Raw genomic sequence first — 12,470 nt, 5'->3', positions numbered from 1 at the left:
CGTCGCTGACGGCTATCGGCGCTCGCGCTCTCGGACGTCCGCAAGCGCGGCTTCGATGTTGTCGACCGCGTTCGGCACAAAGAAGGGCGTTCGGTCCTCTGGCGGACTCGACTCTCCCGCCTCGAACGCCACGAGGAACGATTCGGGAGAGTCGACTACGGTCGCGTAGCCCCGGTCGACCAGCGGTTTCAGTTGGACGACGCCGGGGCACTCGAGCAGGTAGGTGTCGAGGCCGACCGCCAGCCCCTCGTAGAGCGCCGTCGAGTAGACCCCGATCTGGGCCGCCGACTCCGCAAAGAGGTCGTAGAGGTCGGCGTCGGCGCGGACGTCGACGTCGGCCTCCCGGAGCCAGGGATATGAGTCCGCCCAGCCGTCGTACTCGCCCGGGTGGAGTTTGTAGACAATCTCGCCTGGGAAGCCCTCGGCGAGGGCCGCCGCGAACCGGGAGAGTTCCCGGCCGATGGTTCCCTGGGAGACGACCAGCAACTGCTCTCCGCCCTCGTCGCTCTCGTCGCCCGAGCGGTCGCCGTTTGCGTCCCCGGACCCGCCCTCATTATCCCGCTCGAGTTCGGAGAGCGACGCCTCGAGATGGGGGTAGCCGACCGGATACACCCGATCGCCGGGGATCGGCACCTCGACGGTCTCCCCCCAGAACTCGCCGAAGGTGAAGAGGTAGTCGGGGAACGTCTCCTTGGTGCGGTCGCCGGGAAACGAGTAGCCGACGTGATAGGGATTGATCACACCGTGTTGGAGTTCGACGACCGGGATTCCGAGATCCGAACAGACCTCGATCGCCGTCTCCTTCCCGTAGGAGACGACCAGGACCACGAGGTCGGGATCGAGACGCTCGAACAGCCGCCGGTAGAGCGGCCGTCTACACCGCCGGGTCACGAGGTCCCGGCGGACTCGTCCGGCGACGTCGAGGCCGGTCCCAAACCGCTCGGCGAACGCCGCTTCGACCCGCTCGAGGAAGCGCGCGTCGGCCGGCGTGAGAACACTCGGAGGAAGGAACTTTCGCCGGAGGTTGCCGCCGTACTTCACCAGGTCGAGGTAGCGAACGTCCCCCGTCTTCGCCGGGGTGTGGTGAGCGTGGTCGTGATCGGGTTCGAGGTAGACGGCGTCGAGGTCGAGACCCTCGAGGATCGGGTCGCAGTAGACGTCCCACCAGAGCCCGTCCTCCCGTTGCTTGCGTCGGGGATGGCCGACGAACGCGATGTCGGCGGGCTCTGCGAGGAACGGGTTGCCGACGGCAACGTTCCGGAGCAGACCCCGGAGTTTTCGGAGGCGGGCCCGCTGTAGACCGACCGTCGCGTGGGCCTCGCCCAGCGGCGTCGTCGCCCGGATCGCCTCCCGATGGGTCTCGAAACGGGCCCGCTCCCAGAAGGGGACGCCGTCGATCCGGGCCGAGAAGAGCCCGAGGTCGTCTTCGACGGCCAGAAAGCGTCGGTGGGCCTCCTCGTAAGTAAGTGCGGGGTCGTCAACTGGGCCGTCGTCGGTGGCTCCCGCCACGGCTACTGCATCGCATAGAGGTCGGCGTACCGGCCCTCCTCCTCGAGCAGTTCCTCGTGGTCGCCCTCCTCGACGATCCGGCCGTCCTCGACGGTGTGGATCCGATCCGCTCCCCGTACGGTCGAGAGCCGGTGGGCGATGGCGAGGATCGCGTAGTCCCGGTCCATCTCCTCGATGGCGGTGTGGACCCGGTCCTCGATCCCCGAGTCGAGGTCGCTGGTCGCCTCGTCCAGGACGAGGAGGTCCGCGTCCTTCAGGAGCGCGCGGGCGAGCGCGACCCGCTGGCGCTGGCCTCCCGAGAGGCGGACGCCGTCGTCGCCGAGTTCGGTGTCGTACCCCTCGGGGAGTTCGTCGATGAACTCCGTGACGTGGGCGATCTCGCAGGCGCGTTCGATCTCGGCCTGGGTCGCATTCCGGTTCCCGATCGTGACGTTCTCTCGGAGGGTGGTGTTGAACAGGAACGGGTTCTGGCGGACGACGGCGACCCGCGAGCGCCACTCGGTGAGGTCGTACTCGGCGAGGGAGGTCCCGGCGACCGTCACGTCCCCGGAGTCGGGGTCGTACAGCCGGGCAAGCAGGGACGCGATCGTGGACTTGCCGGCGCCGGAGGGGCCGACGAACGCGACGAACTCGTCGGCCGCGATCCGGAAGGAGACGTCGTGGAGGACCGGCTCGTCGCCGTACGAAAAGGAGACGTTCTCGAAGGCGATCGGGAACGGACTCTCGGGGGAAGATCGGTCGCCGCCGACCGGTTCCTCGTGGTCGCGCAGTTCGTCGATGAACTCCTGGGTCCGGACGAGATGGGGGAGCCGGCCCTCGACCCGGTAGAGGTAGTTGTTCGCCCGGCTCAGTTTCGGGCCGAGCTTGAACATCGCAAAGAGGAACATCCCAAGCGAGGCGAGCGAGAGGCCGGTAAACCCGATCGCGACGTAGATGAGCCCGAACACCGTCGCGGCCGCCGCGAAGTTGTAGACGTTGTCGATGATCGCCTCGTTGCGCCCGAGCTTGATCGAGGAGGAGGTGTAGGTGTCGACGTGGCGTGCGAACCGCTCGAAGAGCTCGTCGGTCAGCGTAAAGAGCTTCGCGTCGCGGATCCCCTGGGTGCCCGCCTGGGCGGCGCCCTGGATCTCCTCGTTAGCCTGGGCGACCCGGTCGCCGATGGTGTATCCCGGCTCGACGACTTTGCGGATGAAGAAGGTCAGCCCACCGAGGATCACGCCCGCAAGCACGGTGAGCACCGGCGAGAGATAGAGCGCGATTCCCAGATAGACCGCACAGAGCATTACCTGTTTCATAAAGCGGATGAAGTCACTGATCACCCGCCCCGCGGCCTCGGCCTGGGTGACGATGGCGTTCAGGATGTCGTCGGAGCCTTCCCGATCGAAGTAGGCGATCTCGGCGTCGAGGGCGTGGTCGAACGACTCGCGCTGGAGGTGGCGGACGTAGCGGTTCTGGAGGGCGATCCGCATCCAGTCGACGACGAAGTTCGTCCCGAACCGGACGCCCATGACGGTGATAACCCCGAGGACGACCGAGCCCAGCGTGAAGGGGATCCCCAGGAAGTCGTAGACGGCGACGAAGACCGCGACCGGACCGCTTGCGTCCTCGCCCGGCGCCCCCGGTGACTGGACGATTTCGACGATCGGAACGATGAAGCTGATCCCGATCCCCTCGAGGAGGGCCGTAAAGACGCTGAAGAAAACGACGGAAGCGGTCAGAACCGGGCGAAAGGTCGCGACCTCGTAGAGGCCGCGGGCCTTCTCCCGGAAGGAGAGGTCCTCTGTACTCATGTACTCACTCGAAAACGGGTTCGCGGTCGGGACACTATAAGATTGTCAATTCGATGTATGCTCCGATACCGCCACGAACGGTCCTCTGGAGAGCCTTCGGGATCGTATCGGTTACCGGGAGGCGAATCCAAAGCCGACCGTGCGAGCGACGAGAAACAATCCTTTTGGCGCCCCGATAAGAGGAGACGATATGTCCGATTCCACCCTCGCCGTCGGCGACCGGTCGATCGGCGGCGATCACCCCGCCTACGTCATCGCCGAGGCCGGCATCAACCACAACGGCAGCCTCCAGCTCGCAAAGAAGTTAGTCGACATCGCGAACGAGGCGGGCGCCGACGCGGTAAAGTTCCAGAAGCGCCGGCTCGAGGAGACCTACCGCGAGGAGGTCGTCACCAACCCCGCCCGCTCGGAGATGGGCGTCGAGTACACCGTCTCGAACCTGAAGCGAGTCTCGCTGTCGGACGCGGAGTTCCGCGAACTGGCCGACTACACCCGCGAGTCGGGCATCGAGTTCCTCTGTTCGCCCTGGGACGACTCGAGCGTCGACTTTCTGGAGAACCTCGACCTCCCGGCGTACAAGATCGGCTCGCCCGACATGACGAACTTCCTCCTGCTCGAGCGGCTCGTCGAGACGGGCAAACCCCTCCTGGTCTCGACTGGGATGGCCGAGGAAGGAGAGATCGAGCGGACTGTCGAGTTCCTGGAGGATCGGGGAGCGGCGTTCGGCCTGCTCCACTGCCGGAGTACGTACCCCGCGCCCTATCACAACCTGAATCTCGCGTTCATGGAAGAACTCGACGAGCGCTACGACGTCCCCGTGGGCTACTCGGGCCACGAACGCGGCATCGCGGTCTCGGGGGCCGCCGTCGCGATGGGTGCCGACGTTCTCGAACGTCACTTCACCGTCTCCCGGGACATGGAGGGGCCGGATCACGCCGCGAGCCTGGAGGCCCCGGGGTTGGAGAAGCTCGTCCGGGACGTCCGCAACATCGAGGAGAGCCAGGGGACCCCCAAACGGTACCTCACCCGCGGGGAGTACAACAACCGCGTCTCGCTTGGCAAGAGCCTCGTCGCCGCCCGCGAGATCCCCGCCGGACGGGAGATCACCCGTGCGGACCTGACCGCGAAGAGCCCGGCGAAGGGCGTCTCCCCCCAGGAACTCGAGACCGTCGTCGGGGCCGAAGCCCGGAGAACGATCGGGGCCGACGAGACGATCCAGTGGGAGGACGTAGACGAGGGGATCGCCGAGGAGTACGACACCGCCCTCGAGAACTGGGGGATCGTCGTCCGCTTTTCGGACATCGCCGACCACGACTGGGGCGACCCCGACGTCTTCGAGTTCCGGGTCAACGGCTCGGGATTGGACGAGGAATTCTCGGTGGGCGACTACGAGAAGGGGCTGGGGATCCACGCCCCCGAGCAGGTCGGCCACGACCTCGTCGATCCGAGCGCGCGAACCGAGGCGACCCGCCGGGAGGCCGTCGACGTCCTCCAGCGGGTGATCGACAAGACCCGCGAGGAGATCGCGCCCCATTTCCCGACCGAGCGGCCGCCGATCGTCGTCCACCCCGGCGGGATCACGACCGACCACATGGATCTCGAGTCGGTCCCGGCAATGAACGAAGCCCTCGACCGGTCGCTCGCCGAACTCGACGAGGAGGGCGTCGAGGTCCTGATGGAGAACATGCCGCCCCTGCCCTGGATCTACGGCGGCCAGCGCTACCACAACAACTTCATGGCCGCCGACGAGATCGCGAAGTTCTGCGAGCGGACCGGCCGGCGGATCTGTTATGACACCTCCCACGCGAAGCTGTGGTGTAACTACGCCGACGAGGACCTCATCGAGCACGCCCGAACCCTCCGACCGTACACCGCCTACCTCCACGTCGCCGACGCCGCGGGCGTCGACGGCGAGGGCCTCCAGATCGGCGAGGGTGAGATCGACTTCGAGCGTCTGCTTCCGCTGTACGACAACTTCGAGGGCCCGATCATCACCGAGATCTGGCGGGGCCACGAGAAGCGCGGCGCGGGGTTCAAACAGGCCGCAGAGCGGCTCGCGGAGCTCCGAAATCGGGTCTAGAGGTAGCCCAGATCCCGGAGCCGGGAGGCGGTGTCGCCGTCGACGTCCGCGGCCGCCCCGTCGGGATCGACGGAGCCGATTTCAGTCGCGAACAGGTCGTGTGCCTCGGGCGGAATTTCGATCCCGTCGGCGACCCGGTTCTGCCAGCAGGGTCGTCCGGCGTCGATGGCGTACTCGTAGCGATTGTCGAGCGAGTCCCACTGGTACTTTCGCTCTCCCTCGTAGACCGCCCGGATGCTCCGCGACCAGTAGTCAGTATCGAGGTCGGCGTCGGCCCGATCCATGCTCGGGAGCCGGGTGCCGACGAGTTCCGCGGGAATCCGTTCCCGGGCGAGGTCGCTGGCCGCGTCGGGGTCGTCGTTGGCCGCGGCACGGACGAGCCGGCCGAGCTCGAGCTGGGAGACGTAGCCGTCGCCGATCCGGAGGCCCTCGGGCGGGTTGATGACGTACAGCGGGACGTGGAGCAGGGCCTCGGTGAGGCTCCCGACGTGTTCGATCAGCCCATCGTCGGCGGCGTACCCCAGGTTCTCGCCGTGGTCTGCGGTGACGATCACCGTCGTCTCGCGGGGGGTCGCCGCGAAGTATTCGAACAGGTCGGCGAGCACGGAGTCGAGGTAGGCGATGTTGGCAGCGTACAGCTCCCGGTAGCGCCGGAGGTAGGTGGGCTCGCGGCGGGAGGGATCTGCGTTGTACGCCCACTTGTTCACCCCCGTCGAGTCCCAGTCGACCGGCGCCGAGTACCGGTCGCGGTCGAGTCTGACGTGGGGACGGTGGGTGTCGTGGCCATCCATGAGGTTGACGTACGCGAAGAAGGGGTCCTCGACCTCGTCCGTCGCTTCCCGCAGCCGGCGGGACACCGTTCCGGCGCCGTCGTCGGTGAGCGCCGGGACCCCGAACCGCGTCGTCCGCGAGCGGACCTTGGCGGCGACGGCGTTGGCGACGCTCTTTGCGGGATGGTCGTGAGCCGCGGCCTCCCGGAGGAGGCGAGCGCCCCGCTGGAGTCCCGCGTCGGGAACCCGGTCGACGAACTCGCGGGCGTCCATCCCCGCCGAGAAGAGCGTCCCATAGTCGGCGTACTCGAAGCGGTCGAACAGGGAGTCGAAGCCAAACGTCGAGGAGAGCCAGGGGTTGGCGCTCACGCCGATCGTCGTGTGGTCGGAAAGCACCGAGAGGAACGTGTCTCCCTCGAGCGTCCCGAAATCGACATCGGGGTCGTAGATCCCCGTTTCGCTGGGGAGCCGGCCCGTGAACGCGCTCCCGTGGCTCGGAACCGTCCACGGGCTCGCGGCCCGGCAGCCATCGATGGCGAGGTCGGCGGCCGCACGGGTCCGGGGGGCGTTGCGGTCGAAGTAGTCCTTCCTGACCGCGTCGAGACAGATCAGGACGACGTTGCGGGACACGCCCACTCATTCGTGATCGGGAAGATATAGGTGGTGGCTTCGCGCCGGAGACCGGCCGATCGGCCGGGAGAACGGGCCCGAAAGCGACACGTATAATCGCGCCACGCCGGAAGCCAAAGTATGGATCTACTCTACGTTGGGGACAACCGCAACCGGGAGAACTGGGGCTGTCGGGGCACCAGCATCAGTCTCTATGGCGTCCTCGACGAGGAGTTCTCGATCGGCGGCGTCGTCGACGGCGAGTACGCCGCCGGGGAGACCCCGATCCGGTCGAAGCTGCTCTCGCCCGAGTGGTTCCGGAAGATAACTAGGCGCCGGGACCGCCATCCCGTCTTTGGCTACTACGTCGCCACCGAGGAACTGCTTGGCGCCGAGACCGACTTCGTCTCCGAGGACCCCCGGAGGAGCGCCCGGACGATCTACGACCGCCGCGAGGAGAACGCCCGCCTCGGCGAGCTCTACGACGCGGTTGCCGACAGCGATGGCGTCGTGATCAACGGCGAGGGCGACATGATCTTTACGACTCCGCCCCGGCGCAAGCTGCTGTTCCTGCTCTCGGTGGTCGAACTGGCCGACGCGCTGGGGAAGCCGGTCTACTACCTCAACGCGATGATCTCGGACTGCCCGGTTGACGGCCGAAACGAGCGGACGGCCGCACAGGCCGCCCGGACCCTCCGGAAGTGCAACGCCGTCACGCTCCGGGACCCCCGGTCGCTCGAGCTCTTGGAGGAGCTCGCTCCCGGGGCCGAGGGCTACTTCGTCCCCGACGCGCTCTTTTCGTGGCACGACCGCTACGCCGGCGACGTCTCCAGACAGCTTCCCGACGACGGCGACTTCATCGTTCCTTTCCCCGAAGACGAGAAGTATCTGAACGGGTTCGACCTCTCGGCGCCCTACGTCTGCGTCGGCGGGAGCTCGCTCGCCCAGCGCGAGCCCGAGCGGGCGATCCCCGCCTACGAGGGGCTGGTCGGGGAGCTTCGGGAGGGCCTCGACCGCGAGGTGTTGCTCGTCCAGACCTCTCCTTCCGATCGCTTTCTCGAGGCGGTCGCCGACCGGACCGGGACGCCGATCCTTCCGGTGGAGACGCCGGTGCTCGCGGCGGGAGGGGTGCTGGCCAACGCCGACGCGCTGGTCTCGGGGCGGTATCACCCCTCTATCTTCGCCTCGCTGGGCGGGACCCGCTGTGTCTTTTTGGGATCGAACTCCCACAAGACCCGGAGCCTCCAGAAGGTGCTGGGCTACGAGGATCGCCGCGAGTTTGGGGGATTCCCGTCGGCCGACGAGCGACGGGAGATCGTCGTGGCGACCGAGGACGCCATCGAGAAGTCGGGCGACCCGGCCCTCCGGGAGACCGTCGAAGAGCGCGCGGCGGAGGTCCGGGAGCTTCCCGGGATCGTCGCCGACCACTGGGGCTAACGCCGCGAGTCCTCCGGGACCCGAGCTGTTTTGTCGGTGACCGCCCCTCGTAGCGCCATGGTACGGAAGAGCGAGGGGGCGACGCCAGGAGTATCGACCGACGGATGCAGGGACGGCCCGTGTTTCCCGGCCGACGGCGGTGCCGTGGGGGCGAGCCGATGAAGCCCGTCGATTTCGACGGTGCCGAGACCTACGAGCCCGACGAGGGCTGGCGCCGCGTCGCGATGGCCGGCAGCGACCGCTTTTCGTTCGAGTGGTTCGAGAAGCCCCCCGGCCACAGCTCCCCGATGCACGACCACGAGAACGAGCAGGTCTGTCTCTGTCTCGAGGGCGAGCTGACCGTCGAAACCGAGGACGACGCGGTCACCCTGGAGCGCTTCGACTCAGTCTGGCTCGACGCCTGGGAGAGCCACGCTGTCGAGAACACGGGCGACGAGCGCGCGGTCGGGCTCGACGTCTTCGCGCCCGGGCGCTCCTTCGACTTCTGGACCGACCGGGAGGACGAATGACTCGCCTCGCCAGAACCCCCGACGGGCGTGCGTGGCTCGGCGGCGAAACTGGGTTCGTTCCGCTTGCGTCGGCCGACCCCTCCCTGTCGGGAATCGAGAGCGCGTTCCGGGTCGCCGCCGAGGGGAGCCTGCCCGATCCGGAGGCGGCGACGGCCGATCCCGTCCCGGCCGACCATCTCGCGTTCGACCGCGTGGTTCCCGGCGACGGGAAGCTCTGGGGGATTGGCCTGAACTACGCCGACCACGCGAGCGACCTGGACGAGGAGTCGCCCGAGGAGCCCGCGAGTTTCCTCCAGCCGACCACGTCGCTCGCGGGTCCCGGCGGCCCGATCCGGCTTCCCGACCCCGCGCTCGCCGACCGAATCACCGTCGAGGCCGAACTCGGCGTCGTGATCGGCCGGACCTGCCGCGACCTCGATGAAGGGGAGGTCGACGGCGTGATCGCCGGCTTCGTCCCCCTGCTCGACGCCACCGCCGAGGATGTCCTCGAACGCAACCCCCGATTCCTGACGCGGGCGAAGGCGTTCGACTCCTTTCTGGTCTATGGCTCGGAGCTGTACGTTCCCGACGCAGGGGAAGCGATCGAGGGGATCGAGGTTCGAACCGAGCGAAACGGGGAGACGGTCGCCGCCGCGCCGATCGCGGACATGCATTTCCCGCCACGGGAGCTCGTGGCGTTTCACTCACAGGTGGCAACGCTCGAGCCCGGCGACGTGATCAACACCGGGACGCCGGGGGCCGACGTGGTTTCGGCGGGCGATTCGGTCCGGGCGAGCGTCGATCGGGTCGGACACGTCTCAGCTGACGTCGTTCGTTGAGAGGAATCGAAGTCCGATCGTGATGCTCTCGGGGATGTCTCGACAGGAACTGCCTGCAAGTCAGCAGTAACAGTAGGTTCCGATTCAGCCTCCGGTCGAGATCGATAACATACACACTCGTAATTCGCCTGGAACGGAGCGAGTTCGCCAAGAACTGGACATACACACTCGTAGTTCCGCTGGAAGCCTGCTCGGGCGCCCCCATCGAGGAGAGTTCCGAGTGAAAGATCGTACTCGAGAGTCTCGTTGGGAGAGAGGCGGAGTAACAGTGTTGTGACGCCCACTGAACGAGTGGTGTGACGCGCCAGCGGATTTCATTTCTTGCTTTTGTTCCACGTGGAAAAGGAGTGGCGTAACACCCCACGATAGCCGACCAAAGAATACGCTGCACCGCGAACCGGAGCGAGGGGTGCTTGGGTGGGCACAAAAGACGACCGGGAGGATCTCGGCCCAGTGGTGTCACACCCACCCTCTCGGGAGCGTCACAACGCCGTTACATTCCACCCCCGTCGCTGCTCGTTCGGGTCGCGTCCTCCGGATGATCGAGCGCGGTTTCCATCTCGGTGCGATCACTGTCGTCGCCGGTCGTGTGCGTCCCCGACTGGGCCGCATCGGTTAGCGTCTCTGTATAGGCGAGCCAGTCTCCCCGATCGATCACGATCTCGTTGGTGTTCCGTCCGGTGTGTTTCGCGCGCTGTAGTTCGAAGATATGCGTGCCGAAGCGGTCGATGAACTCCATCACTCGCGCGACGGTTTCCCGGGAGGGGCTCTCGACTTCGGGAAGGCGGCGCGCCAGCGCCGGCGTGGCTACCTTCCGCTCGATCACGTCACGGACGTTCGGCGAGGTGAGGACGAGTTCCCCGTCGCCGCGTGGAACGGCCTGATCGGCCAGAAATGGGAAGGAACGGGCTGCGATCTCCTGGTTGGACGTGAGGTCGTGATCGTGGGCCTCGAGCGTCGTCGCCCGAAGGTAGTGGCGGTGAAGCGAGAGCAGTTCCGAACGGTCCGGCCCGCTAGACTGGGCGACGAGTTCGTTCGGATCGACTTCGCCGCGTTCGACGCGCTCGAGACGCTCTGCGAGCGTTTCGATCGATGTCTGTAGGTCCCGCGTCCGGTCTTTCGTGTTCTCCGCGAGTTTCCCAACCGGAAGGCCGCAGATCCAGACGTCGCCGATCTCGCGTCCGGTGTCGCCCTCGTCGACCCGGAGTTCGACGGCGGGGCGAGACTGGTGGTCGCGATCGAGTTCGGCGAGCCGGCGTTCGTACCCCTGGCGGCGTCCCCGTTCGGCGTCGAGGTCGGCGACGAGTCGCCCGATTGTGGCCTCCTGCCGGTCGAGCCGCTCGCGAAGGCGACCGACCGCGTCCGCGAGGTGCGCGACGGTCGGTGCCCCGTCGTCGGTTACCTCGTTTTGCGGATCGGAGGCCACGGCTATCGATCACCTCGAGGCGTCTCCTCGGAGGTGCGTCCCTCGGGGAGGGTCGCCGGATCGGACTTCGTTTCGGTCCCCGGTCGGGAGTCCGCGACTTGGCGACAGGCCCCGGCAGTCGCCATGAGTTCCCGTCGCGTCTCCTCGAGCGTTAGCGGGGCCGGCAGGTGGGCCTCGAGGTCACGGAGATCGACAGTGATCGTCTCCAGCCGCCGCGCGAGCTCCGTCGGTGAGCCACGCTCGGGCGCGTTATCGTTCATCGGATGCCTCCGGACCCGTTCGTCGCTCTCCGCTCGAGTCGGGAGAGTCGACGATCGAACGCGGTGGTTCGTGTTCGATGGGGGCACCCGAAGCGGTGATCCTGGCGTTCGAGGCGTCGGTATCTGCACCCATCTGTGGCTCGCTCTCTGCGGGCGGGCTACTCGTCAGAACGACCGGTTCGAGGACGACGAGTCGAGTCCGCTGGGTCGCCCCGTCGGCGAGAGTTCCGAGTCGACACCGTACCAGCAGTTCGGTCCACCCGAGGGTCGGTTGACGGATCGCGCTCGGGGTACACTCCTGACAGCGGACCCGCTGGAGCAGCCACGTGATCGTGCCGGCGGGTCGAGCGGCAATCACGCTGACGGGCTCGCCTTCGTACAGTTCGTTGCCACAGTGCTGGCAACGGAGGTCTCCCTGAGATCCCAGCGGCAGGCCGGCGAGCAGCTGTCGAGGGGCGGCGGTGATCGTCTCCCCCCTCATCGGCTCTCCCCGCGGGGACCGTGGGTAGTGTGCTCGAGTCTGCTGTGGTGGGCCGTCGTGTGTTCGGCCCACTGCTGGAGGGCGTCGGCCGCTCGACGGTCGAGCGACCGGAGTAGCCAGCCGCGGCGATCGGCGACGTACTTCAGGTATGTACTGATCGGGTGACCATCGAGGCACTCGTGGTAGGCGACGGCAGTGCCCTCAATCGTGTAGACGCTCTCGCTGAATACGTGGTGGACGTGTGAGCCGCCTTCGATGTCGACGCCCAGATGGATGTACGCCGGTCGTGGGTCGGTGCGCTTTTCTTTCGTGCGGGTATATCTGGTCATTGCCTGATCACAGGCACGGGGTCGGTGTCTCAGCACCGGTCCCAGAGGTTTTCTGAGACGTTCCGTGCGCAGTTACGACTGCGATCTACTTCCCCTTATAATTTGCTTATTCGCAAATGTTTCATCATTTGGAAATGGTGTGCGCATATGCGAGAGCAAATGTGATATCGGATATGGCGAGGACGAGAGCATTGATAACGGAAACGGAGCGCCAGTATATTTCGGGGGAAAAAGATCCTGGACCGGACGAGAACAAACGATATCAAGCGATTTCTCGTGTTCGAGACCGGTTTGATGAGCTAGAAACAGATGTTGAGGTTCTTGAAACCCATCACCCAGAGTTGCTTGAAGAACTCAAAGATGTGGTTTGTGAAAACAACACATCTGGGGAATAGCTATGTAATCCGGAAGAATTGGAATCCGTTATCTTTGTCAGTATCAACCATGCTTAG

Annotated in this window: 12 protein-coding genes; 5 read left to right on the top strand and 7 right to left on the bottom strand. The window is 66.3% G+C overall.

Annotated elements, in window-relative coordinates:
• Nucleotides 1-12 precede the first annotated feature (12 nt).
• Nucleotides 13-1,509 carry a hypothetical protein gene (locus DVH23_RS24120; protein WP_198667840.1) on the bottom strand — a complete coding sequence of 499 codons (1,497 nt, stop codon included), beginning with the start codon at nt 1,507-1,509 and terminating at the stop codon, nt 13-15.
• A 2-nt stretch (nt 1,510-1,511) separates the two neighbouring features.
• Complete coding sequence (locus tag DVH23_RS04900) at nt 1,512-3,299, bottom strand: ABC transporter ATP-binding protein (protein WP_114576296.1); 1,788 nt, start codon at nt 3,297-3,299, stop codon at nt 1,512-1,514.
• A gap of 190 nt (nt 3,300-3,489) precedes the next feature.
• Between DVH23_RS04900 and DVH23_RS04895 the strand changes: the two genes are divergently transcribed.
• Complete coding sequence (locus tag DVH23_RS04895; protein ID WP_114576295.1) at nt 3,490-5,379, top strand: N-acetylneuraminate synthase family protein; 1,890 nt, start codon at nt 3,490-3,492, stop codon at nt 5,377-5,379.
• Here DVH23_RS04895 and DVH23_RS04890 read toward each other — a convergent pair.
• The gene (locus tag DVH23_RS04890) at nt 5,376-6,779 is read right to left on the bottom strand and encodes a sulfatase-like hydrolase/transferase (protein ID WP_157972333.1); all 1,404 of its coding nucleotides are present in this window, start codon (nt 6,777-6,779) and stop codon (nt 5,376-5,378) included. The two genes, DVH23_RS04895 and DVH23_RS04890, sit on opposite strands and share 4 nt — an antisense overlap.
• A 120-nt stretch (nt 6,780-6,899) precedes the next feature.
• Here DVH23_RS04890 and DVH23_RS04885 point away from each other — a divergent pair, with 120 nt between their 5' ends.
• The 3 genes from DVH23_RS04885 (at nt 6,900) to DVH23_RS04875 (ending at nt 9,522) form a co-directional block, all read left to right on the top strand.
• The gene (locus DVH23_RS04885; RefSeq protein WP_114576293.1) at nt 6,900-8,195 is read left to right on the top strand and encodes a polysaccharide pyruvyl transferase family protein; all 1,296 of its coding nucleotides are present in this window, start codon (nt 6,900-6,902) and stop codon (nt 8,193-8,195) included.
• Between the two features lie 158 nt (nt 8,196-8,353).
• Nucleotides 8,354-8,704 carry a cupin domain-containing protein gene (locus tag DVH23_RS04880; protein WP_114576292.1) on the top strand — a complete coding sequence of 117 codons (351 nt, stop codon included), beginning with the start codon at nt 8,354-8,356 and terminating at the stop codon, nt 8,702-8,704.
• The gene (locus tag DVH23_RS04875) at nt 8,701-9,522 is read left to right on the top strand and encodes a fumarylacetoacetate hydrolase family protein (protein ID WP_114576291.1); all 822 of its coding nucleotides are present in this window, start codon (nt 8,701-8,703) and stop codon (nt 9,520-9,522) included. Before DVH23_RS04880 ends, DVH23_RS04875 begins: the two co-directional genes overlap by 4 nt.
• Before the next feature lie 493 nt (nt 9,523-10,015).
• Here the strand turns inward: DVH23_RS04875 and DVH23_RS04870 are convergent, their stop codons facing one another.
• From DVH23_RS04870 to DVH23_RS04855, 4 genes are read right to left on the bottom strand one after another with little or no spacing between them, the layout of a single operon-like run.
• A complete protein-coding gene (locus DVH23_RS04870; protein WP_114576290.1) occupies nt 10,016-10,948 on the bottom strand; it encodes a hypothetical protein in 933 nt (310 codons plus the stop codon).
• A gap of 2 nt (nt 10,949-10,950) precedes the next feature.
• Nucleotides 10,951-11,208, bottom strand: coding sequence for a hypothetical protein (locus DVH23_RS04865; RefSeq protein ID WP_114576289.1), 258 nt, complete (start codon nt 11,206-11,208; stop codon nt 10,951-10,953).
• Entirely contained in the window at nt 11,198-11,689 is a 492-nt protein-coding gene (locus DVH23_RS04860; protein ID WP_198667839.1) for a hypothetical protein, read from the bottom strand. The genes DVH23_RS04865 and DVH23_RS04860 overlap by 11 nt, the downstream gene beginning before the upstream one ends.
• Entirely contained in the window at nt 11,686-12,018 is a 333-nt protein-coding gene (locus tag DVH23_RS04855; RefSeq protein ID WP_114576288.1) for a hypothetical protein, read from the bottom strand. Before DVH23_RS04855 ends, DVH23_RS04860 begins: the two co-directional genes overlap by 4 nt.
• Before the next feature lie 173 nt (nt 12,019-12,191).
• On the opposite strand from DVH23_RS04855, the gene DVH23_RS04850 reads away from it, so the two are divergent.
• Nucleotides 12,192-12,413: a hypothetical protein gene (locus DVH23_RS04850; RefSeq protein WP_114576339.1), complete on the top strand. Its 222-nt coding sequence runs from the start codon at nt 12,192-12,194 to the stop codon at nt 12,411-12,413.
• Nucleotides 12,414-12,470: the final 57 nt, after the last annotated feature.

It is taken from the genome of Saliphagus sp. LR7 (genome assembly GCF_003344565.1).
Classification (GTDB): Archaea; Halobacteriota; Halobacteria; order Halobacteriales; family Natrialbaceae; genus Saliphagus; species Saliphagus infecundisoli.
The sequence above is the reverse complement of the archived record's forward strand: the minus strand, read 5'-3'. Positions and strand labels throughout refer to the sequence as shown.

Excerpts from the sequence above, each read along its gene's own strand:
- DVH23_RS04860 (WP_198667839.1), bottom strand. The coding sequence starts at position 11,689 with ATGAGGGGGGAGACGATCACCGCCGCCCCTCGACAGCTGCTCGCCGGC.
- DVH23_RS04865 (WP_114576289.1), bottom strand. The coding sequence starts at position 11,208 with ATGAACGATAACGCGCCCGAGCGTGGCTCACCGACGGAGCTCGCGCGG.
- DVH23_RS04875 (WP_114576291.1), top strand. The coding sequence starts at position 8,701 with ATGACTCGCCTCGCCAGAACCCCCGACGGGCGTGCGTGGCTCGGCGGC.
- DVH23_RS04895 (WP_114576295.1), top strand. The coding sequence starts at position 3,490 with ATGTCCGATTCCACCCTCGCCGTCGGCGACCGGTCGATCGGCGGCGAT.
- DVH23_RS04880 (WP_114576292.1), top strand. The coding sequence starts at position 8,354 with ATGAAGCCCGTCGATTTCGACGGTGCCGAGACCTACGAGCCCGACGAG.
- DVH23_RS04885 (WP_114576293.1), top strand. The coding sequence starts at position 6,900 with ATGGATCTACTCTACGTTGGGGACAACCGCAACCGGGAGAACTGGGGC.
- DVH23_RS04900 (WP_114576296.1), bottom strand. The coding sequence starts at position 3,299 with ATGAGTACAGAGGACCTCTCCTTCCGGGAGAAGGCCCGCGGCCTCTAC.
- DVH23_RS04850 (WP_114576339.1), top strand. The coding sequence starts at position 12,192 with ATGGCGAGGACGAGAGCATTGATAACGGAAACGGAGCGCCAGTATATT.
- DVH23_RS04855 (WP_114576288.1), bottom strand. The coding sequence starts at position 12,018 with ATGACCAGATATACCCGCACGAAAGAAAAGCGCACCGACCCACGACCG.